Below are 26,025 nucleotides of genomic sequence, written 5' to 3'. Positions count from 1 at the left end.
CCCCATCCCTCTCCCAAGGGAGAGGGAGTAAACAGGCTTTACCGCATCAGAAACGCCAGGTCAGGCCGGTCATCAGCGCGAAGCTGTCGTCGCGGTCGATCATCGGGCTGTTCTTCACGTCGTCAGGCAACACGGTGTAGACCGCGCTGGCGTTAAGGTACAGCTTCTGGGTTAACTGATATTTAGCCGCCAGCCCAACGTATGGCGTCCAGCTATCACCAGCGGTGTATTGATCCAGTCCTGAGCGGCGAGACTCGCTGCCGGATACGCCATAGTAGTAGTCGTTATAGCTTTCGTCGCTGTAGAACACACCAACAGAAGGCGTCAGGGTCAGGCGCTCCATCCTGATTGGACGGAAGTAAGATACCTCGCCGATCACGCCACCGCTTTCATCCATGGCATCACCAGAGACCGCCACTTTTAGCGAACCCCAGCTCTCATGGCGGTAGTACGCGCCACCGAGGAAGGCAGAAGCTTTACGCTCATCCAGCTGCTTCATCTGATGGTCGTCGTTGTCATCAGGATCGAAATGCAGCGGCATCCACGACGCGGTCAGACTGAATTCATTTTTTGCATCTTTCCACAGGATCCATCCGCCAGTGGTCTGACGAACATAGAAACGATCGCCTTCATAGCTAATTAACGGTACTGCGGTAGTATTTTCGTTATAGCCTTTGTAAGGAGACTCATTAAATACAGCCCCCGCTCCAAGTGAAAAGTCACCGGCCATTGCTGAGGATGTTGCAAATAACGTGGCAGCGATGAGTAAATTGTATTTAATAGTCATTACATGTAATCCATTAAAATGCCAAACAAGCGAGGCGCATAATAATGGTTACAAATTTGCCAATGCAACGCTGCGGTTTATATAATATTATATATAAAATCATATAGATGGGTGCGCATGATGAATAAATTACAGCTAAAGCCACGCGAATTAAAAATTATATCCGTCATCGCAGCCACCCACAGCATTGGTGATGCCGCGGCCCTGCTGGGCATGGCGCAGGCCAACGTCAGTAAATATCTGTCTGATTTTGAAACTCGGGTTGGACTGAAGGTGTTTGAGCGCACCACGCGCCAGCTGGCCCTGACCCAGTTTGGTGAAGCGTTACTCCCTTACGTTAATGCCACGCTGGATAAGAACAGTCAACTCGTTAATTTCATTGCTGATTATAAGCATGAAAAGCGCGGAAAGGTCACAATCTATGCCCCCACAGGTATCGTGACCTATCTCGCGCGCCACGTGATCCATCAGATAGAAGACATCGGTGACATTCGCATCTCCCTCAAAACCTACAATCTGGACCGCAATGAATTTTCAGAAGGCGTTTCCTTTCCTGATGACTGCGATATTTTAATTACCTATGCGCAACCGAAAGACGAAAGCCTGGTCGCCAGCGTGTTGACAAAATATTCCGTTACGGCATTCGCAACCGTAGAGTATTTAAATAAACATCCCTTAACGGGACCTGAAGATTTAATTAATCACTCCTGCATTCTTATTGATTCCATGCTGGTCGATGATGCGAACATCTGGCGTTTCCGCGTGCATGGCAGTGATAACGTGCACGACTACCGGGTGACCGGTAATTATATTTGCGACAATACGCAGACGGCCCTGGAGCTGGCAAGAAATAATCTTGGGATTGTTTTTGCACCCAAAGAGAGTCTGAAGAAAGAATTAACGCGGGGGATGCTGGTCCCCTGCTTCCCGCATCAGGAGGAGTGGTGGCTCGATCTGACGGCCATCTTCCGCAAACGTGAATACCAGCCCTGGCGTGTGCAATACGTCCTGGACGGCGTTCTGAACTGCCTGCGCCAGCAAATTGCTCAGGCCGCCCATGGACGGCCTGAGCTGGGCGATTAGAACAGCCCCAGCGGTTTATCGGAGTAGCTGACCAGCAAACATTTCGTCTGCTGGTAATGCTCCAGCATCATCTTGTGGGTTTCACGCCCGATGCCCGACTGCTTATAACCGCCAAAGGCCGCGTGCGCCGGATAGGCGTGGTAGCAGTTGGTCCAGACGCGCCCGGCCTGAATGCCGCGGCCCATTTTATAGGCCAGATTACCGTTGCGACTCCAGACGCCTGCCCCCAGGCCATATGGCGTGTCGTTGGCAATCTCCAGCGCCTCCTCCATCGTTTTAAAGGTGGTCACGGCCAGCACCGGTCCGAAAATTTCCTCCTGGAAGACGCGCATGTTGTTCTGACCGAACAAGATCGTTGGCTCAAGGTAATACCCTTCCTGCAGATCTCCTCCCAGCACTTTACGGCGTCCGCCGGTCAGAATATCCGCCCCTTCTTTCTTGCCGATGTCGATGTAGTTGAGGATAGTCTCCAGCTGTCCGTGTGAAACCTGCGCGCCCATCTGCGTGACGTTATCGAGCGGATTACCGCTGCGGATAGACTCCACGCGGCGAATGGCCCGCTCCATAAAGCGCTCATAGATGGACTCCTGCACCAGCGCGCGACTTGGGCAGGTGCAGACTTCGCCCTGGTTAAACGCAAACAGCGCAAACCCTTCCAGGGCTTTATCGAAGAAGGCATCCTCTTCCTCCATCACGTCCGCGAAGAAGATGTTCGGGGATTTCCCGCCCAGCTCCAGGGTCACCGGAATGATGTTTTGCGTAGCATACTGCATGATCTGCTGGCCCACTTCCGTCGACCCGGTAAACGCCACTTTAGCGATCCGTTTCGAGGTCGCCAGATATTCCCCTATCTCACCGCCAGCACCGTTGACCACGTTAATCACGCCCGGCGGCAGAAGATCGCCAACAATTTCCATCAGCAGCAGCACCGAGAGCGGCGTCAGACGCGCCGGTTTCAGTACAATACAGTTCCCGGCCGCCAGCGCGGGCGCCATTTTCCAGCTCGCCATCAGCAGCGGGAAGTTCCACGGAATAATTTGCCCGACGACGCCCAGCGGCTCGTGGAAGTGATACGCCACGGTGTCGCTGTCTACCTCGCTTATTCCACCCTCCTGAGCGCGAATACAGGAGGCAAAATAGCGGAAGTGGTCGATGGCCAGCGGCACGTCAGCCGCCATCGTTTCCCGGATAGGCTTGCCGTTATCCCAGGTTTCCGCCGTCGCCAGCAGCTCAAGATTTTGCTCCATCCGGTCGGCGATTTTGAACAAAATGGCCGCGCGGTCCTGAACGGAGGTATGAGCCCATTTCTCTTTCGCTTTGTGCGCCGCATCCAGCGCCAGGTCGATATCGCGCTTGCCGGAGCTGGCAATCTCACACAGCGGCTGGCCGGTAACCGGGGTCAGGTTGGAATAGTATTCGCCGTCGACGGGAGCGACCCAGTCGCCGCCAATAAAGTTGTCATAACGGGGCTTCAGCTTGAGGGGAAAACCATACTCGCCGGGCTGGATACGCGATGAGGGAGGATTGTTTGTCATGACCGTCTCCTTGCTGTTGGTGTACAACAAGGGTAGTTCCGGCTGGCGATTTTCTCGCCAGCCGGTAACGGTGTTTACGACGGAGGTCACGGAGTTTCAGGAAATAACAACGAATCTCGCAATAAATGATCGTTACCGCGACGGCGGGTAAAGCCGATGCGGTTGAAATACTCGAGGATCTGAATCGCCAGCTTACGGCCCACGTTCAGCCGGTCGCGGAAATCGGCTGCGCAGGTCGAGCCGCGCTCCTGATCCAGCTCGCGGATGAGGTTAGCAAACGCCACAATACGATCGTTACGGTAATAACGATCTTTCACGATCGCGACTATCAGTCCCTGCTGCGCCGCATGGCGCAATACCTGACGCATCACCTGTTCATCGGTGTTGGTTTCGCGAGCCAGATCGCGAACCCACCACGGCTCATCACCAAACAGCGTGGCGACTTTTTGCCATATCGCCTCTTGCTCTGCGGTGAACCCGGCCTTGTGATCCGGCAGATGCAGCCAGCCGTGGTGGCTTTTAATCACCCCGCTTTCGCGCATGTTTTCAATCAGCAGCAGCACCAGCGCGTCGTCTTCCATCGGCAACGCCATGCGTCGCAGACGCTCACGGCCCGGGCCTGGCTCGTCCTGATGCTGTTCATGGTACGTCGCGAGCGTGTTCAGTATCTTACGCTGCCAGTGTGCCGCAACCGGGGCATTAAGCAGACTGTTTCCAGCCTGAATAAAGCCCGGCTGCTGGGTCAGCTGGATTAGGCCTTCCTCGCTCAGCTGGCGTGCCCATGCAAAATCACGCAGACTTACCGCACCGCGATCGAGATGCACCCGCAGCGCGGCGTTATCATCGCTGGCCTGCGCCAGCGCGGCCAGCCACTGCAGATATTCAGGTTTACGCTTGCCGCGTCGAGGTGGATTCAGCGCGACGACCCGCGCCCCGGCCAGCGTTTCCCGCGCGGAAATATCACGCAGTACCAGACGATCGTTGTCTGCCAGCCAGAGCGGGGAATCGAATACCAGTTCGGCAAGATCGTTTTCCAGCAGCGACACTCGCCCGGTGATATGGCTGGCCGCGTGGTGAATATGCAGCGGCTGCCACTGGGTCAGCGGCATGTGTGTCTGCAGGGAAACAATGACGCGTTCAGACGGTTCCGGCGGGGCATCGGCCAGCAGCCAGTCGCCGCGGTTAAGCTGCTCTTTTTCTGCATCCCCGGCAATGTTCAGCGCGATACGCTGTCCGGCATGGGCACGTTCAGCGGGCTGGTTTTGCGCGTGCAGCCCGCGCACGCGCATCGGTTTGTTCACGCCCGTCAGCCAGAGCGAATCTCCCACGCTGACTTCACCACTCAGCGCCGTACCGGTAACCACCAGACCCGCGCCTTTGACGGTAAACGCCCGGTCAATTGCCAGACGGAAGCGGTGATGGCTGGCATGATCGCGCGACGAAAGCTGCTGCAAGTGGTGGCGAAGTTCCTCGATACCCCGCCCTTCTGTCGCCACGGTGACAAAAAGCGACGCGTCGGCAAAACCATACTCCCGTAAGGTCGCCTGGACCGTTTCGCGCACCTCGCGGACGCGTGCGTCATCCACGCGATCGGCTTTGGTCAGCGCCACGGTCAGCTGCGGGTTGCCGGTCAGCTGTAGGATCGCCAGGTGCTCACGGGTTTGCGCCATGACGCCATCATCGCAGGCCACCACCAGCAGGGCATGATCGATGCCCCCCACTCCCGCCAGCATGTTGGACAGAAACTTTTCATGCCCCGGAACATCTATAAAGCCCAGCACGCGGCCATCAGGCTGGGGCCAGTAGGCATAGCCAAGATCGATGGTCATGCCGCGCTTTTTCTCTTCCGGCAGGCGGTCGGCGTTAATGCCAGTAATCGCCTGCAGCAACGTGGTTTTTCCGTGGTCGACATGACCGGCGGTGGCAATAATCATTTCAACAACATCTCCAGAAATCGCTCTTCATCTTCAAGGCAGCGCAGATCCAGCCACATTCGGCCGTCGTAAATCCGCCCGATAACCGGCGCAGGCAGGCCACGCCAGCGCGACGACAGGGCGTCAAGATGGCTGCCGCGCCCGTCACGCGGCGTGAACGTGAGCGCTTCACTCGGCAGCCGGTCCACCGGCAGCGACCCGCTGCCAATCTGCGACTGGCAGGGCTCAATGCGAACGTCAAAATTGGGGTAGTGTGGGGCGATGCGCGGCAGCAGCAGTTCGGCCTGGGCGCGAATCGAGGCGGCATCGCGGCTTAACAGGCGCAGCGTGGGCAGGCGGTCGGCCAGTTTTTCCGGGTGGAGATAGAGCCGCAGCGTCGCCTCCAGCGCGGCAAGCGTCATTTTATCGGCGCGCAGGGCGCGCTTGAGCGGATGCTGCTGCAGCTGTGCGATAAGCTCGCGCTTGCCGACGATAATCCCGGCCTGCGGCCCGCCAAGCAGCTTGTCGCCAGAAAAGCTGACCAGGCTAACGCCCGCCGCAATCATCTCCTGCGGCATCGGCTCTTTTGGTAGCCCGTACAGGCTCAGATCCACCAGCGAGCCGCTGCCGAGATCGGCAATCACCGGGATATCCAGCTCACGCCCGATTTCCGCTAGCTCCGCCTCGTCAACCGTTTTGGTGAAGCCTTCAATATGGTAATTGCTGGTGTGGACCTTCATCAGCAGGGCGGTATTTTCATTCACCGCCGCGCGATAATCTTTCGCATGGGTGCGATTGGTGGTGCCCACTTCATGTAGCGTGCAGCCTGCCTGGCGCATCACGTCCGGAATGCGAAACGCCCCGCCAATCTCCACCAGCTCGCCGCGGGAAACCACCACCTCTTTGCCGCTGGCGGTGGCCGCCAGCATCAGCAGCACCGCGGCGGCGTTGTTATTCACAATGCAGGCATCTTCCGCGCCGGTCAGCTGGCACAGCAGCTCCGCCAGCGCCCGGTCGCGGTGCCCGCGTCCGGCGCCGTCCAGATCGTACTCCAGCGTCACGGGCGCTCGCATGGCCTGTACAACCGCCTCGACGGCCTCTTCTGCCTGCTGCGCGCGGCCCAGGTTGGTATGCAGTACGGTACCGGTCAGGTTAATCACCGGGCGTAACGCGCTTTGCGCTTTCTCATCCAGCCGGCGTTCAACTTCCTGCTCCCACGCCGTGCACCAGTCGGGCAAGACGTTTTCTGACTGAATAGCGCATCGGGCTTCGTCCTGAAGCAGGCGTAACATCTCCACCGTCGCGGTATGGCCGAAGCGCTCAACAACAGCATGAATGCGGGGCTCGCGAAGGAGACGGTCGATAGCGGGGATCTGGCTGTACAGCGAATGATGAGTAGTCATGAAAGCGCCTGGCGAGTAAATATCTTCCCCCCTCCCGACGGGAGAGGGAGTTAACATGTGGAGGGATTGTACCGCCTCCGACGCCGAAGTGTTATAACCCGCGTCAAGCCTTTGGCGGTTCTGTACGGGCAAAGCTCTCGCGGCTAAACAGCGTGTCTGCCAGTTTCACCAGCAGCGGACGGTCGACGCACCAGCCCGGGGAGACGCGGCGGAAGTTGAGATAGCCGATGGCGCAGGCGATGGCGATGGTCCCCAGGTTCAGGCTGTCGGGGTGAATCTTACCCTCCCGGATAAGCTGCTCGCACCTGTCCAGGCTGCGGCTGATTTTTTCCCGCTGGCGTAACAGTTCCGTTTCCGACTGCTGGGCGGCGGGTCTGGCCTGTTCACGTACGGAGGTTAACGCCGCATCCATAATGCCATCGGCCAGGGCTTCGATTTGCTTCACTGCCAGCGCCGCTTTTGGGTCAGCCGGCAGCATGGCCGGGGCAACGCCCAGCAGCTCGATATACTCGGCAATTATCGGGGAATCGAACCAGTATTCGCCCTCGTCCGTCACCAGCGCCGGGACTTTCCCCAGCGGGTTGTACTGCGCAACGCCGTTTTCCGCGTTGTAGGGCTGTTCATTAATGAATTCAAATTCAATCCCCTTCTCCAGCAGGAGAATCGAGATCTTTCGCACGAAGGGACTGGTGTAGCTACCGATGAGTTTCATTGCCTGATCCTTGATGCTGCAAAAAAGTCAGTATGGATCAAGCGATGAAAAAAGGGCAGGTCTGCGTGTCGCATTCCTGCCCTGGAAGGATTAGTGATCGAGGTAGAGGTAGTGCATCCAGCTGGTCATACGGAGCAGCACTTTACGCATGACCGAGACGTGGGCGAAGTGGTCCGAATAGACCGCCACCTGGGCAAAAATACCGTCTGGCAGCGCATCGACCTCCGCATTGGGGTTCAGCTCAATGATAGCCTGCACACCATCACTACCCGGAGTGACCGTCAGCGACTGCAGCGCGCCCTGCGCCTGATAGGTCCCCCCCGGCACCACCGGCAAAATCGCGGTAAGCTTCCCGGAGAACACCTGGCCCGGCAGCGCGTTAAACACCACTTCCGCTTCATCACCCGGCTTCAGACGCAGCAGCGAGTTCTGACGGAACTGGGCCACAATCTGACGCTTCTGTTCAGGAATAAAGACCATCACCGGGCGCAAAGGCAGCGCGGCGGCATAGGTCCCCGGACGGATCAGCACCTGGGTGATGTAACCATTGCTTGGCGCGCGCACCACGGTTTGATCCAGATTGTATTTGGCTTCGGCAAGCTGGGCGCGCAAGGAGGCAATTTGCGACTGCTCACCGTTCACCATGCTGTCTAACTGGCTTTGGATCTGCACCTGTTCAGCCACGGAGCCTTTCACCAGCGCATCCTGCGCCAGATAGTTCTGCCGCGCGTTGTCGATATCGCTTTCAGAGAACGGATTCACCTTCGCCTGGCTGCCTTTCAGGTAGCGCTGATAATCTTTATAGAGGCGATCGCGTTCAGCGGAGACGCGCGTGGTATTGGCAACGGCTTCCGCCAGCTGCGCTTTCAGATTATCGATATTGTGCGTCGCGGTTACCAGGTCGGCCTGAAGTCTGTCGACCCGCGCCTGATAGCGGCCTGGATCCAGTTTAAATAACACTTCGCCTTTTTTAATGAGCTGATTATTTTTATCGGTCACTTCGCTGACCACACCGGTCACCTGCGGCGTGATTGGAATAGAAATAACCGCTTTTTGCGCCGTAAAGGTATACGGGTGGTTATAGTTCATTAACAGAATAAGTCCGGCAACAATAAATACGCCGCCTAATGTTGCGGTGGCAAGCGTCCACTGGTTGACCGGAATTCGGAATATTTTAAAGATGGCCCAGGCAAATGCCACGTAGGTCAAAATAATCAACAGATCCATGATTAGCGCTCCAGCGTGTTCTTATCAGCAGCAGGCTTTACCGCGGCCAGCTTTTGTTCGAGTTCCGCCACGCGTTTGGCGAGCGCATCCATGCCCGGGACCTCATCAGGCTTTGTAATGTGGTTTTGCATACCCCAGCCACGATCTTCGCGGTACAGGGTGGCCCAAATCCACAGGAACGGCCAGATGGCATGGAGCGTAAACAGGCTAATCCACCCTGCCGTGTGAATTGCATCGGCATGCGGATGGTTACGCTTTTTGGCCATATTGTAAGGGATGTCATGAATGGCGATGATTCCGTAAAACAGAACCAGAAATACAAAAATCAATACGCCCAGCGCAAAATAGTTGAGAAACATATTCTCCTCACTTAAACAACGTCAACTCATTAAATTAATAAAACGGTACGCAACCTAATTAATTTTTATAAACACGGGGTTGTGTTCATTATTCCCAGGGCCGGGAAGTATGTATTTTTATAATATCTCCATGCAAGTTTATAAGCGTGTCAAAATATATCCTGAATAATAATAGACTTAACCTTACAATATGAGCGTAATCCACCTTTTAACTTTTCGCCATACCACACATGAAAAGTGGTTTTTTAGCTTATCGTGTCGTGCAATATCATCCTGGCGCTGAATCGCGAATCAGAGTTTGCCGCCGATCACAGCCGGAGAAATCCGCATAAAAATATTTTGTGAAATCAGTCACAATCCAGAAACAAACACATGAAAACAAAACGTGACAAACATCACAGAAAGTGGTGGTTTTTGCCGTATTTCTCGCCATCGTATTTTTTTTGCACACCTGTTTTGTGATAAAGATCACCTCATTGATGTCAACACCCCCTACATTTAAGTGACGTGCGTCACACAAATTTTCGCTGTCTGGACAGTTGAACGATTCAGTGCCAGATTTCACAGCATCAGAACAGGATCCGGCTACCTCTGCCGCCTCATTAACAATAAACCTCGGGCCACAAGCCTAAGCGTAAACAGAAGAAGGGGTGTTTTATGTCATCCGATTTCAAGATCAAAGTTCAAAGCTTTGGTCGTTTCCTCAGCAACATGGTGATGCCAAATATCGGCGCGTTTATCGCGTGGGGTATCATCACCGCATTGTTCATTCCGACAGGGTGGTTGCCTAACGAAACGCTGGCGAAACTTGTTGGCCCAATGATTACCTATCTCCTGCCGCTGCTCATCGGTTTCACCGGGGGTCGTCTGGTGGGCGGTGACCGTGGTGGCGTCGTGGGTGCTATCACAACCATGGGCGTTATCGTCGGTGCAGATATGCCGATGTTCCTCGGGGCGATGATTGCCGGTCCTCTGGGCGGCTGGGCGATTAAGAAATTCGACGTCTGGGTTGATGGTAAGATCAAATCCGGCTTCGAAATGCTGGTGAACAACTTCTCTGCGGGCATCATCGGGATGATTCTCGCCATTCTGGCGTTCCTCGGCATTGGCCCTGCGGTTGAAGTGCTGTCTAAAATTCTGGCGGCAGGCGTTAACTTCATGGTGGCGCACGAGATGCTGCCGCTGGCGTCTATCTTCGTTGAACCGGCGAAAATCCTGTTCCTTAACAACGCCATCAACCACGGCATCTTCTCGCCGCTGGGTATCCAGCAGTCTCACGATCTCGGCAAGTCTATCTTCTTCCTGATTGAGGCCAACCCGGGCCCAGGTATGGGCGTTCTGCTGGCGTACATCTTCTTTGGCCGTGGCAGCGCTAAACAGTCTGCTGGCGGCGCGGCGATCATCCACTTCCTGGGCGGTATCCACGAAATTTACTTCCCGTACGTGCTGATGAACCCACGTCTGATCCTGGCCGTTATCCTCGGCGGTATGACCGGTGTGTTCACCCTGAGCGTGCTGGGCGGTGGTCTGGTTTCTCCAGCCTCTCCGGGGTCTATCCTGGCGGTACTGGCGATGACGCCAAAAGGGGCTTACTTCGCAAACATCGCGGCGATCTTTGCGGCAATGGCCGTCTCCTTCGTGGTCTCTTCAATCCTGCTGAAAACCAGCAAAGTGAAAGAAGATGATGACATTGAAGCGGCAACCCGCCGTATGCACGACATGAAAGCCGAATCCAAAGGCGCGACGCCACTGGCAGCAGGTGATGTCTCTAACGACCTGAGCCACGTGCGTAAAATCATCGTTGCCTGTGATGCCGGTATGGGTTCCAGCGCAATGGGTGCAGGCGTGCTGCGTAAGAAAGTGCAGGATGCGGGCCTGACCAACATCTCCGTGACCAACAGCGCTATTAACAGCCTGCCGCCGGATGTTGACCTGGTTATCACGCACCGCGATCTGACCGAACGCGCCATGCGTCAGGTACCACAGGCACAGCACATCTCGTTGACCAACTTCCTCGACAGCGGCCTGTACACCAGCCTGACCGAACGTCTGGTTGCCGCGCAGCGTCACGAAGATAACGAAGTGAAAGTGCGCTCCAGCCTGCAGGACAGCTTTGACGAGAGCAACGCCCACCTGTTTAAGCTGGGTGCGGAAAACATCTTCCTCGGTCGTACCGCGGCCACCAAAGAAGACGCGATTCGCTTTGCCGGTGAGCAGCTGGTGAAAGGCGGCTACGTTCAGCCTGAATATGTTGACGCGATGCTGGAACGCGAAAAACTGACGCCAACCTACCTGGGCGAATCCATCGCGGTGCCGCACGGTACGGTTGAAGCGAAAGATCGCGTCCTGAAAACCGGCGTCGTATTCTGTCAGTATCCGCAGGGCGTGCGCTTCGGTGAAGAAGAAGACGACATCGCCCGTCTGGTGATTGGTATCGCCGCTCGCAACAACGAGCACATTCAGGTGATTACCAGCCTGACCAACGCGCTGGATGATGAGTCCGTCATCGAGCGTCTGGCACAGACTGAAAGCGTTGACGAAGTTCTGGCTCTGCTTAACAAATAACGGTACTCCTCCCTCTCCTCCCGGGGAGAGGGCTAGGGTGAGGGGAAAACGTTCCTCACCCCAGCCCTCTCGGGTAAAAACATTGATGAAGGTTAACACTATGAAAGCATTACATTTTGGCGCAGGTAATATCGGTCGTGGTTTTATCGGCAAATTGCTGGCAGACGCGGGCATTACGCTGACATTCGCCGATGTGAATCAGGTCGTCCTGGATGCCCTGAATGCGCGTCATAGCTATCAGGTCCATGTGGTCGGTGAAAACGAGCAGGTCGAGACGGTATCGGGCGTCAACGCGGTCAGCAGCATCGGTGAAGACGTTATCGACCTTATCGCCAGCGTCGATCTGGTCACCACTGCCGTAGGTCCGGTCGTCCTTGAGCGCATCGCTCCTGCGGTCGCGAAAGGCCTGGCAAAACGTAAAGCGCAGGGCATCGACACCCCGCTGAACATCATCGCCTGTGAAAACATGGTGCGCGGCACCACGCAGCTGAAAGGCCACGTTCTTAACGCTGTAGCAGACGAAGATAAAGCCTGGGTTGAAGCGCACGTCGGCTTTGTGGATTCCGCTGTGGATCGCATCGTTCCGCCGTCCGAATCCGCCACCCACGATCCGCTGGAAGTGACCGTGGAAACCTTCAGCGAGTGGATCGTTGATAAAACCCAGTTTAAAGGCGCCCCGCCGACCATTCCGGGAATGGAATTAACCGATAACCTGATGGCATTTGTCGAACGCAAACTCTTCACGCTGAACACCGGGCATGCTATAACCGCGTACCTCGGAAAATTGGCCGGTCATCAGACCATTCGTGACGCGATCCTCGATGAGAAGATCCGCGCGGTGGTAAAAGGGGCAATGGAAGAGAGCGGCGCGGTGCTGATCAAACGCTACGGTTTTGATGCTGAGAAACATGCAGCATACATCCAGAAAATCCTCGGTCGCTTTGAAAACCCGTATCTGAAAGATGACGTTGAGCGCGTGGGCCGTCAGCCTCTGCGCAAACTGAGCGCGGGCGATCGTCTGATTAAGCCGCTGCTGGGCACGCTGGAATACGGCCTGCCGCACGCCAACCTGGTGAAAGGGATTGCCGCCGCAATGCACTACCGCAGCGAGCAGGACCCGCAGGCACAGGAACTGGCTCAGCTGATTGATACCAAAGGCGCACAGGCTGCGCTGGCGCAGATTTCCGGTCTGGACGCCAACAGCGACGTGGTTGTGGAGGCGGTTAACGCATACAACGCAACCAAATGATGCAGAATGCGGCGCAGGTTAGCCTGCGCCCAGATAACAGATTGTCAGATATGCAGGCAATAATGGAACAAACCCAGGCCTTTGAAAATCGTGTGCTTGAGCGTCTGAATGCTGGCAAAACCGTACGAAGTTTCCTGATTGCCGCCGTCGAGCTGTTAACCGAGGCGGTGAATATCCTGGTGCTTCAGGTGTTTCGCAAAGACGACTACGCGGTAAAATATGCTGTAGAACCGTTACTGGACGGAGACGGACCGCTGGGCGATTTATCCGTGCGTCTGAAGCTGATTTATGGTCTTGGCGTGCTGAACCGACAAGAGTATGAAGATGCGGAGCTGTTAATGGCGCTGCGCGAAGAACTCAATCATGACGGTAACGAATACACCTTTACCGATGATGAGATCCTGGGGCCCTTCGGCGAGCTGCACTGCGTCACCGCGCTGCCCCCTGCTCCCCATTTTGATAACAGCGACCCTGAGCTCTACGCGATGCAAAAGCTGCGTTATCAACAGGTTGTCCGTTCCACGATGGTTCTCTCCCTGACTGAGCTGATTTCACGAATCAGCTTAAAAAAAGCGTTTCAGAAGTAAGCCTGCTCACATTGGTGTATCCTCCCCTGTAAATTCCCCGTTTTCAGAGTTATTTGTCATGAAAGAAGTCGAAAAGAACGAAATTAAACGCCTGAGCGACCGCCTGGATCTGATCCGTCACCAGATGGCGGGCCTGTCACTGGTCGATTCCGCCGAGAAGTACGCCGAGCTGGAAAAAGAGGTCGCCACGCTGGAAACAGAAATCGAGCGCCTGCGCGAAGTGAAAGGCCAGAAGCTGAGCAAAGAAGCGCAGAAACTGATGAACATGCCGCACCGTCGCGCGATCACCAAAAAAGAACAGGCCGACATGGGCAAGCTGAAGAAAAGCGTCCGTGGTCTGGTGGTGGTACACCCGATGACCGAGCTTGGCCGCGAAATGGGCCTGAAAGAGATGACGGGTTTTTGTAAGACCGCGTTCTGATACTTATCCCCCTCACCCTAACCCTCTCCCCAAAGGGGCGAGGGGACTGTACGGTGCGGTTTTCTCCCTCTCCCCGTGGGAGAGGGTCGAGGTGAGGGCATCAGGCCCCACCCCCCGCCTCAAATTGGCCCAACCAATCCCCCTTTTCTTTCTCCCCTGGTTCACAATTCCATTATTTCCGCTCACAAAATCATTGCTAGCTCATAACATCTGGTTAACCATTCATTGTCATTAACCCTACAACACAATATTGGCAGGACCACTTTTACACAGACTGTGATGCAGAGATGAGCGGAGACTCACCCGCAGCGCAGGCTGTCTGGTCCCCAGGAGACCTGCATGAGCCTCTGGCAACAAAACTACGACCCGGCCGGCAATATCTGGCTGTCGAGCCTGATCGCATCGCTTCCGATCCTGTTCTTCTTCTTTGCGCTGATTAAGCTCAAACTGAAGGGCTACCTTGCCGCGACGTACACCGTCGCCATCGCCCTGCTGGTGGCGCTGTTCTTCTACAAAATGCCGGTCGATCGCGCGCTGGCCTCCGTCGTCTACGGTTTCTTCTACGGCCTGTGGCCGATTGCGTGGATCATCATCGCGGCGGTCTTTGTCTATAAAATCTCGGTGAAAACCGGGCAGTTCGACATTATCCGCTCGTCAATCCTCTCCATCACGCCGGACCAGCGCCTGCAGATGCTGATTGTCGGCTTCTCCTTCGGGGCGTTTCTGGAAGGTGCGGCAGGCTTTGGCGCACCGGTGGCGATTACCGCCGCGCTGCTGGTGGGTCTGGGCTTTAACCCACTCTATGCTGCGGGCCTGTGCCTGATTGTGAACACCGCGCCGGTGGCGTTTGGCGCGATGGGTATTCCGATTCTGGTGGCCGGGCAGGTCACCGGGCTGGACAGCTTCGAGATCGGCCAGATGGTCGGTCGCCAGCTGCCGTTCCTGACCATTATCGTCCTGTTCTGGATCATGGCGATTATGGACGGCTGGCGCGGCGTGAAGGAGACCTGGCCTGCGGTGATGGTGGCGGGCGGTTCGTTCGCGATTGCCCAGTACCTCAGCTCGAACTTCCTCGGCCCGGAGCTGCCGGACATCATCTCTTCGCTGGTTTCCCTGGTCTGCCTGACGCTGTTCCTGAAACGCTGGCAGCCGGTCCGTATTTTCCGCTTCGCCGACATGGGCGCCTCGCAGGTCGATCAAACCCTGGCCCGCACCGGTTATACCGCAGGACAGGTGATCCGCGCCTGGTCGCCGTTCCTGTTCCTGACCGCCACGGTTACGCTGTGGAGCATCCCGCCGTTTAAAGCCCTGTTCGCCCCGGGTGGCGCGCTGTACGACATGGTGATTAACGTTTCGGTGCCGTTCCTCGACAAGATGGTCGCCCGTATGCCGCCGGTGGTGCACGCCGCCACGCCGTATGCCGCGGTCTATAAATTCGACTGGTTCTCCGCCACCGGGACCGCCATCCTGTTTGCCGCTATTCTTTCCGTGGTGTGGCTGCGCATGAAACCTGCGGCTGCGGTGCAGACTTTTGCGGCGACCGTTAAAGAGCTGATGCTGCCGATCTACTCCATCGGCATGGTGCTGGCGTTCGCGTTTATCTCGAACTACTCCGGCCTGTCATCGACGCTGGCACTGGCGCTGGCGCATACCAGCCACGCCTTCACCTTCTTCTCGCCGTTCCTTGGCTGGCTGGGGGTGTTCCTGACCGGGTCAGATACCTCGTCTAACGCCCTGTTTGCCGCGCTGCAGGCCACGGCGGCCCAGCAGATTGGCGTGTCGGACGTCCTGCTGGTGGCCGCAAATACCACCGGCGGCGTGACCGGGAAAATGATCTCCCCACAATCCATCGCCATTGCCTGTGCGGCGGTGGGACTGGTCGGTAAAGAGTCGGATCTGTTCCGCTTTACCGTGAAACACAGCCTGATATTCACCTGCATGGTCGGGGTGATCACCACCCTGCAGGCCTATGTCTTAACCTGGATGATCCCATGATAGTGATGCCCAGACGCCTGTCCGACGAGATTGCCTCTCGCGTGCGGGCGCTGATTGAAGAACAACAGCTTGAAGCGGGCATGAAGTTGCCCGCCGAACGCCAGCTCGCCGCCCAGCTTGGCGTGTCGCGCAATTCACTGCGCGAGGCGCTGGCGACGCTGGTCAGCGAAGGGGTGCTGGTAAGCCGTCGCGGCGGCGGCACCTTTGTACGCTGGCAGCATGACGACTGGTCCGAGCAAAACATCGTTCAGCCGCTGAAGACGCTGATGGAGAACGACCCGGACTACAGCTTCGACATCCTTGAAGCGCGTCACGCCATCGAAACCAGTACCGCCTGGCACGCGGCCATGCGGGCAACCGACGCCGACAAAGAGAAACTCATCGCCTGCTTTGAGGCCACGCAAAGCAGCGACCCGGACATCGCCTCCCAGGCGGACGTGCGTTTTCACCTGGCGATTGCCGAGGCGTCGCACAACGTCGTGCTGCTCCAGACCATGCGCGGGTTCTTCGACCTGCTGCAATCCTCCGTGAAGCAGAGCCGCCAGCGTATGTATCTGGTTCCGCCGGTGTTTGCCCAACTGACCGAACAACACGAGGCGGTGCTCAACGCCATTCTGGCCGGTGATGCCGAAGCCGCGCGCAAAGCGATGATGGCGCATCTCGGTTTCGTGCATACCACCATCAAACGATTCGATGAAGACCAGGCCCGACAGGCGCGTATTACCCGTCTGCCTGGCGACAGTGATATTTCCAGGGAGAACAAAGCATGATCATTTCAGCAGCCAGTGACTATCGCGCCGCGGCGCAGCGCATTTTGCCCCCGTTCCTGTTCCACTACATTGACGGCGGGGCGTATGCCGAATACACCCTGCGCCGCAACGTGGAAGATCTGTCGGAGGTGGCTCTGCGCCAGCGCGTGCTGAAGAATATGTCTGACCTGAGCCTTGAGACAAAACTGTTTAACGAAACGCTTTCCATGCCGGTCGCGCTCGCACCTGTCGGTTTATGCGGCATGTACGCCCGTCGCGGTGAAGTGCAGGCCGCCGCCGCCGCAGATGCTAAAGGCATTCCGTTTACCCTTTCCACCGTGTCCGTCTGCCCGATTGAAGAGGTTGCCCCAACCATCAAGCGGCCGATGTGGTTCCAGCTGTACGTCCTGCGCGATCGCGGCTTTATGCGTAACGCGCTGGAGCGCGCTAAAGCGGCGGGCTGCTCCACGCTGGTCTTTACCGTTGATATGCCGACCCCCGGCGCGCGCTACCGCGATGCGCACTCCGGCATGAGCGGCCCAAATGCGGCGCTCCGCCGCTACTGGCAGGCGGTAACGCATCCACAGTGGGCGTGGGACGTCGGCCTGAACGGTCGCCCACACGATCTGGGGAACATCTCGGCCTACCTTGGCAAACCGACCGGGCTGGAAGATTACATCGGCTGGCTGGCGAATAACTTCGATCCGTCCATCTCCTGGAAAGACCTGGAGTGGATCCGCGAATTCTGGGATGGCCCGATGGTGATCAAGGGGATCCTCGACCCGGAAGATGCCCGCGATGCGGTCCGCTTTGGCGCAGACGGGATTGTGGTCTCTAACCACGGCGGACGCCAGCTTGACGGGGTGCTCTCCTCCGCCCGCGCCCTGCCAGCTATTGCCGATGCGGTGAAAGGCGATATCGCCATCCTGGCCGACAGCGGGATCCGCAACGGGCTGGACGTGGTGCGTATGATTGCGCTGGGTGCCGACAGCGTGCTGCTGGGACGCGCGTATCTGTACGCCCTGGCGACGGCCGGCCAGGCAGGCGTGGCGAATCTGCTTAACCTGATCGAAAAAGAGATGAAGGTGGCGATGACGCTGACCGGTGCGAAAACCATTAGCGAAATCAGCAGGGATTCCCTGGTGCAGGAGTTAAGCAAACTACCTGCAGCGCTGGCTCCCCTTGCTCAGGGAAACGCGGCCTGAATCCCCCCTCGTTAACGCCTCTTTCTCACGCGTCCGATCTCCCCCTCGGGCGCTTTTTTATGCCGAAAATAACATCCAGATAACATATTGGATAAGAAAATTTGACATCCACCTGCCGTCCGCAATTGTATAGACAAGCAAAGACAAGAACACAAAAACAACATCACATCAGAGGGGAGCGTATGACCTATTCAGGTAAGGTGGATATTCAGCAGGTGATCGACGACAGTCGCTTTTCAGGGTTTCACTGGCTGCTCATTGTGCTGGGCTTTCTGGTTCTGGCGATCGATGGCTTTGATACGGCAGCGATGGGTTACATCGCGCCTACGCTGTCGGCAGAATGGGGGATACACAAACAGGATCTGGGGCCGGTGCTGAGCGCAGCGCTGCTGGGGCTGTCGTTGGGCGCGCTGATCGCAGGTCCGGTATCGGACCGGATGGGGCGCAAGCGGGTGCTGGTCTTTTCGTGTCTGTTCTTCGGCCTGGCAAGCCTGGGCACGGCCTGGGCGCAAAGCATCAATACCCTGACGCTGTGGCGCTTTCTGACGGGCCTGGGGCTCGGCGCCGCCATGCCGAACGCCATTACGCTGATCTCCGAGTTTGCCCCCCAGCGCTGCCGCGCCATGGCGATTAATACCATGTACTGCGGCTTCCCTCTGGGCGCGGCGGGCGGCGGCGCGATCTCGTCCTGGCTTATCCCCCACCACGGCTGGCGAAGCGTGCTGCTGACCGGCGCGATTGCGCCGCTGATTTTAACGCTGCTGCTGGCGCTGTTTTTACCGGAGTCCGTGAAGTTTCTGGTGCAGCGCGGGAGAGACGTCATGCAGGTCCGCCGCATTGCCAGCCGGTTCGCCCGCGGCACGCTGGAGAGCGTCTCGGGCTTTTTCCTGGCGGAGGAGAAAATCGCGTCTAAAAAAGGGAGCGTGTCGCAGCTGTTTTCCATGCCCTGGCTGCCCGGCACCCTGATGCTGTGGGTGACCTATTTTATGGGGCTGGTCATCTACTACGTCCTGCTGAGCTGGATGCCGACGCTGATGCAGGGGATGGGTTATGCGCTGGCTGAATCCGCCTGGCTCACCTCGCTGTTCACCTTCGGCGGCACCGCCGGCATCCTGCTTGCAGGTTGGATGATGGACCGCTGGGAAGCGCACAGGGTGGTTGCGTGTGGTTTCGTGCTGACGATGGGCCTTATTCTTTTGCTCGGCATTGAGCATAACCATATCGCCCTGTTTGGCGGGTTGATTTTCCTGATGGGGATCGCGATGAACGGCGCGCAGTCGGGCATGCAGACTCTGGCCGCCACCTTTTACCCCACCGAGTGCCGCGCGACGGGCATCGCCTGGATGCAGGGGATCGGCCGCTTTGGCGGCGTGGCGGGTACCATGACCAGCGCCCAGCTTCTTTCGATGCAGTGGCAGGCAGACAGTATTTTAATGATCCTCAGCGTGCCCGCTCTGGTGGCCGCTGCGGCAACCGTCTACAAAATGCTGTACAGCCGCTCGCAGGAACCCGGCGTCGCGTAGTTCCTCTCTTTTCTGCTATTCTGCCCCCGTAATTAAGGGGGCAGCATGCTTAACATCGTTTTATTCGAACCAGAAATTCCGCCGAACACCGGCAATATCATCCGCCTGTGTGCCAACACCGGTTTTCGTCTGCACATCATTGAGCCGATGGGCTTTACGTGGGACGACAAACGTCTGCGTCGCGCAGGGCTGGATTATCATGAATTTACCGCCGTCGTTCGCCACCACGATTACGCCGCGTTTCTGGAAGCCGAGCAGCCGCAGCGCATGTTCGCCCTGACCACCAAAGGCACGCCAGCACACAGCGCCGTGAGCTATCAGGCAGGTGACTATCTGATGTTTGGCCCGGAAACCCGCGGCCTGCCGGCCACGATCCTGGATACCCTGCCCGCCGAGCAGAAAATCCGTATTCCGATGATGCCGGACAGCCGCAGCATGAACCTGTCGAACGCGGTGTCGGTCGTGGTGTATGAAGCCTGGCGCCAGCTGGGTTACCCGGGCGCCATTCTCAGAAGTTAAATGCCGTCACCATACTCGAAGGTATGGTGAATGCCGTTGAAGTGCTGATCCATGTCCATGGACGGCTTATCGCTGTCTGGTTTACCGACGATGCGCGCCGGTACGCCAGCGGCAGTGGTATGCGGTGGCACAGGCTGGAGCACCACGGAGCCTGCACCGATCTTCGCGCCGCGCCCGACTTCGATATTGCCGAGGATCTTGGCGCCCGCGCCAATCATCACCCCTTCACGAATTTTTGGATGGCGATCGCCGCTGGTTTTACCGGTACCGCCCAGGGTGACCGACTGCAGGATCGAGACGTCATCTTCAATCACCGCCGTTTCCCCGACGACAATCCCGGTAGCGTGGTCGAGCATGATCCCACGGCCAATCTTTGCCGCCGGGTGAATATCGACCTGGAACGTCACGGAAACCTGGTTTTGCAGGAAGATCGCCAGCGCGCGGCGGCCTTCATTCCACAACCAGTGGCCGATGCGGTAAGCCTGCAGGGCGTGGAAGCCTTTCAGGTACAGTAGCGGCGTAGAATATTTATCGACCGCCGGGTCACGCGTGCGCACGGCCTGAATATCGCAGGCGGCAGAGGCGATCATTTCCGGGTCTGCGGCATAAGCCTCTTCCACCACTTCACGAATGGCGATAGCTGGCATGATCGAGGAAGCCAGCTTGTTGGCGAGCATATAGCTCAGCGCGCTGCCAAGATTTTCGTGCTTGAGTAGCGTTGCGTGGTAGAAACTGGCCAGCATAGGCTCACAGTCGGCCAGCGCCCGGGCTTCGGCTTTAATATTGTTCCAGACGATATCCAGTTCTTCACACGGCATTGCTTACTCCAGACGATAGTTAATGACCAGCCAGTTCTGCGCTGGCTGGGTCATTCAGATGACAACGGTTCCGACTAGTTACTGCTGCGCTCGTCCTTGCGCGCACGACCTAATAAGGTCAATGCTGCCTCGCGCGCATTTTTTCCGCAATACAATACCTGATAAATTTCCTCGGTTATTGGCATTTCGACACCGAAACGGTGTGCCAACTCGCGGACTTCTTTGGTATTGCGGTAGCCTTCAACCACCTGACCAATCTTCTCCTGCGCGCCTTTTACATCGCTGCCCTGTCCGAGCATCATGCCAAAGCGGCGGTTACGAGACTGGTTGTCGGTACAGGTCAGCACCAGGTCGCCCAGGCCTGCCATCCCCATAAAGGTGGCCGGATCGGCACCCAGCGCTTCGCCCAGGCGGGACATTTCGGTCAGCCCGCGGGTGATCAGCGCCGTACGCGCATTGGCACCAAAACCAATGCCGTCGGACATCCCGGCGCCAATCGCAATCACGTTCTTCACCGCCCCACCCAGCTGCACGCCGATAAAATCGGGGTTGCTGTAGACGCGGAAGCTCTTGCCGCAGTGCAGCAACTGTTGAAGATCGTCGGAGAAGGCCTGGTCGGTTGAGGCCAGCGAAATCGCCGTCGGCAGGCCAGCGGCCAGCTCTTTGGCAAAGGTCGGGCCGGAGATGACCGCCAGCGGGATCGCATCACCCAGCGCTTCGCGGGCAACGTCCTGCAGCAGGCGTCCGGTTTCGGCCTCCAGTCCTTTTGTCGCCCAGACAATGCGCGCATCCGGGCGCATCAGCGGCTTAATCTGACGCAGTACGTCGCCAAAGACATGGCTCGGAACCACAATCAGAATGTTGCGGCTGGCCGCCAGCGCGGTCGCAAGGTCGCTTTCAAGGTGCAGGGAGTCAGGGAACGGAACGTCCGGGAGAAACGCAACGTTGCAACGATCGCGCTGCAGCGTGGCGATATGTTTTGGGTCGTGGCCCCACAGGACCACGTCGTGACCATTTCTTGCCAGCGTGATAGCAAGAGCGGTGCCGTATGAGCCGGCACCGATCACAGTCATTGACGCATTAACAGTGCTCATCAGGCATCCTGATGTTGTTCAGCACCTTCGCCAGCCTGCTGCTGCAGATAGTTCATGAACAGCGCATCAAAGTTAACTGGCGCAAGGTTCAGTTGCGGGAATGTACCGCGAGAAACCAGGCTGGTGATGCATTCACGCGCATACGGGAACAGAATGTTCGGGCAGTACGCACCCAGGCAATGCGCCATCTGGTTGCCTTCGATACCGCCGATAGAGAAGATGCCGCCCTGCTGTACTTCACACAGGAATGCAGTTTCTTCGCCCAGAGACGCGGTAACGGTCACACGCAGCACGACTTCATACACGTCATCTGCCAGTTGGGTAGATGCGGTATCCAGATCAAGTTTAACCTCTGGCTGCCAATCTTTCTGGAAAACGTGTGGCGCATTTGGCGCTTCGAAAGAGACGTCCTTGGTGTAGATACGCTGGATCTGGAAAGTCATTTCGGTGTTGTTTTGTTCTGACATGGAAATACCCTTTTTAATTGTCCTAAAGTCTCTTAGCTCAGCAGCGGATCGAGTCCACCACGGGCGTCGAGCGCATACAAGTCATCACAGCCGCCAATGTGCTGCGCATCAATAAAAATCTGTGGAACCGTCGTACGACCACTACGTTGGATCATCTCTTCGCGTTTAATCGCGTCACCGTCGATCGGCAGTTCCTGGAACGTGACGCCTTTGCTGTTCAGCAGCGCTTTCGCACGATGGCAGAACGGGCACGTCGCTTTGGTATAGATCTCAATATGGGCCATGACTGAACTCCTTATTTACCGCGCACCAAAGGAAGATTTTCCCCGCTCCAGCCGGAAATACCTTCTTTCAGCACCGTTACGTTTTCGAAGCCTGCTTTATGAAGCGCGCTGGCAGATTCCTGTGCCTGCATGCCGGTCGCATCCACAACGATAATCGGCTGGGCTTTGTGTTTTTCAAGCTCACCGACGTTGTTCGCTTTGATTTCAGCTGGCAACAGGTTGATTGCGCCCGCAATGTGACCTTTGCGGAAATCGTCACGCTGACGCAGATCGACAACGACGGCATCTTCTTTGTTAATCAGACGCGTCGCTTCACCACGGGTGATAACCTTAATCTTAGACGTCAGGCTCTTAAACGTGGTGAACAGCACAGCAGCCAGCAGGCCAATCCACGCGATGCTCAGAACCGGATGGCGGCTAACGAATTGCATAATTTCTTGCATGGAGGGTAACTACTCCCGACTAAGTGATAAAAAAAACCAGGACAGGAGTATACCTGTGCGTTCTGGCAAATACAGCCAGCGACCCTAACCTAATCCATTTTCTGCGGCATGCCACCTAAAAAAATGCCTCAAAATGGTCTGGTCAGCACCTTGCCCCAGCGCTTTCTTTGATCTTCTGCGGCTATTTGATCGATTCAGCTGTAGTAAAATTACGCAAATTTTGACTCTTGAGCATGAGGTTGTCGCAATGTCGGTTTCTAAAAAACCTATGGTACTGGTGATTCTGGATGGCTATGGCTACCGTGAAGACAGCCAGGATAACGCTATTTTCAACGCCAAAACCCCGGTCATGGATGCCCTGTGGGCAAAACGTCCGCATACGCTGATTGACGCGTCTGGCCTGGAAGTGGGCCTGCCGGACCGTCAGATGGGCAACTCTGAAGTCGGTCACGTTAACCTGGGCGCCGGGCGTATTGTGTACCAGGACCTGACGCGTCTGGACGTTGAAATCAAAGAACGCACCTTCTTCTCCAACCCAACGCTGTCTGGTGCGGTTGATAAAGCCGTTGCCGCTGGCAAAGCCGTTCACATCATGGGCCTACTCTCTGCAGGCGGCGTTCACAGCCACGAAGATCACATCATGGCGATGGTTGAGCTGGCCGCTGAACGCGGTGCGGAAAAAATCTATCTGCACGCCTTCCTGGACGGTCGCGACACGCCACCACGCAGTGCAGAAGGCTCCCTGAAAGCCTTCGAAGACAAATTCGCCGCGCTGGGTAAAGGCCGCGTTGCCTCCATCATTGGTCGTTACTACGCCATGGACCGCGACAACCGCTGGGATCGCGTTGAACAGGCCTATGACCTGCTGACCCTGGCAAAAGGGGAATTCCAGTTCGCGACCGCCGTTGAAGCGCTGGAAGCGGCTTATGCACGTGATGAAAATGACGAATTCGTGAAAGCGTCCGTAATCCGTGCTGAAGGCCAGGCTGATGCCGCCATGGAAGACGGCGATGCGCTGATCTTCATGAACTTCCGCGCAGACCGCGCGCGCGAAATCACCCGTGCGTTCGTCAACAGCGACTTCGACGGTTTTGCCCGCAAGAAAGTGGTGAAACTCGACTTCATCCAGTTGACCGAATACGCGGCAGACATCAAAGCCCCATGCGCGTATCCACCCGCCTCGCTGGCCAATACCTTCGGCGAGTGGATGGCGAAGAACGACAAAACGCAGCTGCGTATCTCTGAAACCGAGAAGTACGCGCACGTCACCTTCTTCTTTAACGGCGGCGTTGAAGAGCCGTTCAAAGGCGAAGACCGCATTCTGATCAACTCCCCGAAAGTGGCCACCTACGATCTGCAGCCAGAGATGAGCTCTGCAGAATTGACTGAAAAACTGGTTGCGGCCATCAAGAGCGGTAAGTACGACACCATCATCTGTAACTACCCGAACGGTGACATGGTCGGTCATACCGGGGTGATGGAAGCGGCAGTGAAAGCGGTTGAAGCGCTGGACCACTGCGTTGAGCAGGTTGCGAAAGCGGTTGAATCCGTTGGCGGCCAGCTGCTGATCACCGCGGATCACGGAAACGCTGAACAGATGCGCGACCCGGCGACCGGCCAGGCGCACACGGCCCATACCAACCTGCCTGTTCCGCTGATTTATGTGGGTGATAAATCACTGAAAGCAGTGGAAGGCGGCAAGCTTTCTGACATCGCGCCAACCATGTTGTCGCTGATGGGGATGCCGATCCCTGAAGAGATGACTGGTAAGCCGCTGTTCATCGTGGAATAATCGCTCCCCATGAGGGGAAAGGCGATTTTTTCAATCACATGGGTCGTGAAGCCGCTTAGGTTATCAGTCAGACCTCTGTTTTACGCCAGCGCACTCAGCGCTGGCGTATTGCTGTGCGCCGCATCCGCCCATGCGGATGACCGCGACCAGCTGAAATCTATTCAGGCCGATATCGCCGCCAAAGAGCGTGCGGTGCGCCAGCAGCAGCAGCAGCGCTCCACCCTGCTCGCCCAGCTCAAGCAGCAGGAAGAGGCGATCTCCGCCGCCACGCGTAAACTCCGTGAAACGCAAAACACCCTCGCCCAGTTGAATAAACAGATCGACGAGATGAACGCGTCAATTGCCAAACTGGAGCGCCAGCGCGATGCGCAAGAGCGCAATCTTGCCGCACAGCTTGATGCCGCATTCCGCCAGGGTGAACATACCGGACTCCAGCTGATCCTCAGCGGCGAAGAGAGCCAGCGCGGCCAGCGCCTGCAGGCCTACTTTGGCTATCTCAACCAGGCGCGTCAGGAGACGATCGCGCAGCTGAAGCAGACGCGCGAAGAGGTCTCCACACAAAAAGCCGAGCTGGAAGAGAAGCAGAGCCAGCAGCAGACGCTGCTCTACGATCAGCAGGCCCAGCAGGCGAAGCTGGAGCAGGCCCGCAACGAACGTAAGAAAACCCTTTCCGGCCTTGAATCCTCCATTCAGGAAGGTCAAAGCCAGCTAAGCGAAATGCGCGCCAACGAATCCAAACTGCGTAACAGCATTGCCCGGGCAGAAGCGGCGGCGAAAGCGCGCGCCGAAAAAGAGGCTCGCGAGGCGCAGGCCGTTCGCGATAAGCAGCAGGAAGCGTCCCGCAAAGGGACCACCTACAAGCCAAGCGAGAGCGAACGTTCCCTGATGTCGCGTACCGGCGGTTTAGGCTCGCCTCGCGGTCAGGCTTTCTGGCCCGTTCGCGGTTCAATTCTGCATCGCTATGGCGAACAGCTGCAGGGTGAGCTACGTTGGAAAGGGATCGTTATCGGTGCGTCTGAAGGTAGCGAAGTGAAAGCCATTGCCGATGGCCGCGTGATTCTGGCCGACTGGCTGCAGGGTTACGGACTGGTGGTGGTGGTCGAACACGGTAAAGGTGATATGAGTCTTTACGGCTACAACCAGAGCGCGCTGGTCAGCGTCGGCACACAGGTGCGCGCCGGCCAACCCATCGCCCTTGTGGGCAGCAGTGGCGGTCAGGGCCGCCCGTCACTCTATTTCGAAATTCGTCGTCAGGGTCAGGCGGTCAATCCACAGCCGTGGTTGGGAAGATAAGT

At 57.0% G+C, this 26,025-nt stretch carries 24 protein-coding genes; 12 read left to right on the top strand and 12 right to left on the bottom strand.

Annotated features, from left to right (window positions below):
- Positions 1-46: 46 nt before the first annotated feature.
- Positions 47-787 (bottom strand): MipA/OmpV family protein, encoded by a 741-nt coding sequence (locus tag GXP72_RS00845; RefSeq protein WP_024906593.1) that lies wholly within the window; start codon positions 785-787, stop codon positions 47-49.
- A gap of 117 nt (positions 788-904) precedes the next feature.
- Between GXP72_RS00845 and GXP72_RS00840 the strand changes: the two genes are divergently transcribed.
- Positions 905-1,870, top strand: coding sequence for a LysR family transcriptional regulator (locus GXP72_RS00840; RefSeq protein WP_071994444.1), 966 nt, complete (start codon positions 905-907; stop codon positions 1,868-1,870).
- Here GXP72_RS00840 and aldB read toward each other — a convergent pair.
- From aldB to GXP72_RS00810, 6 genes are all read right to left on the bottom strand, one after another.
- Positions 1,867-3,405: an aldehyde dehydrogenase AldB gene (aldB, locus tag GXP72_RS00835; protein WP_024906595.1), complete on the bottom strand. Its 1,539-nt coding sequence runs from the start codon at positions 3,403-3,405 to the stop codon at positions 1,867-1,869. The two genes, GXP72_RS00840 and aldB, sit on opposite strands and share 4 nt — an antisense overlap.
- Positions 3,406-3,491: 86 nt before the next feature.
- Positions 3,492-5,339, bottom strand: a complete 1,848-nt coding sequence (gene selB / locus GXP72_RS00830) for a selenocysteine-specific translation elongation factor (protein WP_208763393.1) — start codon at positions 5,337-5,339, stop codon at positions 3,492-3,494.
- Complete coding sequence (gene selA, locus GXP72_RS00825) at positions 5,336-6,721, bottom strand: L-seryl-tRNA(Sec) selenium transferase (protein WP_208763392.1); 1,386 nt, start codon at positions 6,719-6,721, stop codon at positions 5,336-5,338. Before selA ends, selB begins: the two co-directional genes overlap by 4 nt.
- Before the next feature lie 103 nt (positions 6,722-6,824).
- Complete coding sequence (locus tag GXP72_RS00820) at positions 6,825-7,433, bottom strand: glutathione S-transferase (RefSeq protein WP_157188431.1); 609 nt, start codon at positions 7,431-7,433, stop codon at positions 6,825-6,827.
- Between the two features lie 90 nt (positions 7,434-7,523).
- On the bottom strand, positions 7,524-8,660 hold the full coding sequence (locus GXP72_RS00815) for an HlyD family secretion protein (RefSeq protein ID WP_024906599.1): 1,137 nt from the start codon (positions 8,658-8,660) through the stop codon (positions 7,524-7,526).
- Positions 8,661-8,662: 2 nt separating this feature from the next.
- The gene (locus GXP72_RS00810; protein ID WP_024906600.1) at positions 8,663-9,019 is read right to left on the bottom strand and encodes a DUF3302 domain-containing protein; all 357 of its coding nucleotides are present in this window, start codon (positions 9,017-9,019) and stop codon (positions 8,663-8,665) included.
- A gap of 657 nt (positions 9,020-9,676) precedes the next feature.
- Between GXP72_RS00810 and GXP72_RS00805 the strand changes: the two genes are divergently transcribed.
- The 9 genes from GXP72_RS00805 (at position 9,677) to trmL (ending at position 19,832) form a co-directional block, all read left to right on the top strand.
- On the top strand, positions 9,677-11,584 hold the full coding sequence (locus GXP72_RS00805) for a PTS mannitol transporter subunit IICBA (RefSeq protein WP_208763391.1): 1,908 nt from the start codon (positions 9,677-9,679) through the stop codon (positions 11,582-11,584).
- A gap of 85 nt (positions 11,585-11,669) precedes the next feature.
- The gene (gene mtlD, locus GXP72_RS00800; RefSeq protein WP_208763390.1) at positions 11,670-12,833 is read left to right on the top strand and encodes a mannitol-1-phosphate 5-dehydrogenase; all 1,164 of its coding nucleotides are present in this window, start codon (positions 11,670-11,672) and stop codon (positions 12,831-12,833) included.
- Positions 12,830-13,420, top strand: a complete 591-nt coding sequence (gene mtlR, locus GXP72_RS00795; protein WP_047347596.1) for a mannitol operon repressor MtlR — start codon at positions 12,830-12,832, stop codon at positions 13,418-13,420. Before mtlD ends, mtlR begins: the two co-directional genes overlap by 4 nt.
- A 58-nt stretch (positions 13,421-13,478) precedes the next feature.
- A complete protein-coding gene (locus GXP72_RS00790) occupies positions 13,479-13,841 on the top strand; it encodes a YibL family ribosome-associated protein (RefSeq protein WP_024906604.1) in 363 nt (120 codons plus the stop codon).
- 339 nt (positions 13,842-14,180) lie between these two features.
- Positions 14,181-15,836, top strand: coding sequence for an L-lactate permease (gene lldP / locus GXP72_RS00785; RefSeq protein WP_039267048.1), 1,656 nt, complete (start codon positions 14,181-14,183; stop codon positions 15,834-15,836).
- Positions 15,833-16,606, top strand: a complete 774-nt coding sequence (gene lldR, locus GXP72_RS00780; RefSeq protein WP_023294814.1) for a transcriptional regulator LldR — start codon at positions 15,833-15,835, stop codon at positions 16,604-16,606. Before lldP ends, lldR begins: the two co-directional genes overlap by 4 nt.
- Positions 16,603-17,790, top strand: coding sequence for a quinone-dependent L-lactate dehydrogenase (gene lldD, locus GXP72_RS00775; RefSeq protein ID WP_008502721.1), 1,188 nt, complete (start codon positions 16,603-16,605; stop codon positions 17,788-17,790). Before lldR ends, lldD begins: the two co-directional genes overlap by 4 nt.
- A gap of 182 nt (positions 17,791-17,972) precedes the next feature.
- On the top strand, positions 17,973-19,313 hold the full coding sequence (locus GXP72_RS00770) for an aromatic acid/H+ symport family MFS transporter (protein ID WP_048992829.1): 1,341 nt from the start codon (positions 17,973-17,975) through the stop codon (positions 19,311-19,313).
- Positions 19,314-19,358: 45 nt separating this feature from the next.
- A complete protein-coding gene (gene trmL, locus GXP72_RS00765; protein ID WP_048992826.1) occupies positions 19,359-19,832 on the top strand; it encodes a tRNA (uridine(34)/cytosine(34)/5-carboxymethylaminomethyluridine(34)-2'-O)-methyltransferase TrmL in 474 nt (157 codons plus the stop codon).
- Here the strand turns inward: trmL and cysE are convergent.
- From cysE to GXP72_RS00740, 5 genes are all read right to left on the bottom strand, one after another.
- Positions 19,829-20,650 (bottom strand): serine O-acetyltransferase, encoded by an 822-nt coding sequence (cysE, locus tag GXP72_RS00760; RefSeq protein WP_008502718.1) that lies wholly within the window; start codon positions 20,648-20,650, stop codon positions 19,829-19,831. The genes trmL and cysE overlap by 4 nt on opposite strands.
- Positions 20,651-20,724: 74 nt before the next feature.
- Positions 20,725-21,744: an NAD(P)H-dependent glycerol-3-phosphate dehydrogenase gene (gene gpsA, locus GXP72_RS00755; protein WP_024906608.1), complete on the bottom strand. Its 1,020-nt coding sequence runs from the start codon at positions 21,742-21,744 to the stop codon at positions 20,725-20,727.
- Positions 21,744-22,211 carry a protein-export chaperone SecB gene (gene secB, locus GXP72_RS00750; protein ID WP_003860835.1) on the bottom strand — a complete coding sequence of 156 codons (468 nt, stop codon included), beginning with the start codon at positions 22,209-22,211 and terminating at the stop codon, positions 21,744-21,746. The genes gpsA and secB overlap by 1 nt, the downstream gene beginning before the upstream one ends.
- A gap of 32 nt (positions 22,212-22,243) precedes the next feature.
- The gene (gene grxC / locus GXP72_RS00745; protein ID WP_008502715.1) at positions 22,244-22,495 is read right to left on the bottom strand and encodes a glutaredoxin 3; all 252 of its coding nucleotides are present in this window, start codon (positions 22,493-22,495) and stop codon (positions 22,244-22,246) included.
- A gap of 11 nt (positions 22,496-22,506) precedes the next feature.
- Positions 22,507-22,938 carry a rhodanese-like domain-containing protein gene (locus GXP72_RS00740; RefSeq protein ID WP_023309913.1) on the bottom strand — a complete coding sequence of 144 codons (432 nt, stop codon included), beginning with the start codon at positions 22,936-22,938 and terminating at the stop codon, positions 22,507-22,509.
- A gap of 247 nt (positions 22,939-23,185) precedes the next feature.
- Here GXP72_RS00740 and gpmM point away from each other — a divergent pair, with 247 nt between their 5' ends.
- Positions 23,186-24,730, top strand: a complete 1,545-nt coding sequence (gene gpmM / locus GXP72_RS00735) for a 2,3-bisphosphoglycerate-independent phosphoglycerate mutase (protein ID WP_090420381.1) — start codon at positions 23,186-23,188, stop codon at positions 24,728-24,730.
- 33 nt (positions 24,731-24,763) lie between these two features.
- On the top strand, positions 24,764-26,023 hold the full coding sequence (gene envC / locus GXP72_RS00730; protein WP_024906610.1) for a murein hydrolase activator EnvC: 1,260 nt from the start codon (positions 24,764-24,766) through the stop codon (positions 26,021-26,023).
- Positions 26,024-26,025: the final 2 nt, after the last annotated feature.

The sequence above is a fragment of the Enterobacter sp. SES19 genome, from assembly GCF_011765665.1.
Taxonomy (GTDB): domain Bacteria; phylum Pseudomonadota; class Gammaproteobacteria; order Enterobacterales; family Enterobacteriaceae; genus Enterobacter; species Enterobacter pseudoroggenkampii.
Note: the sequence above shows the minus strand (reverse complement) of the source record. Positions and strands in the feature narration are given on the sequence as shown.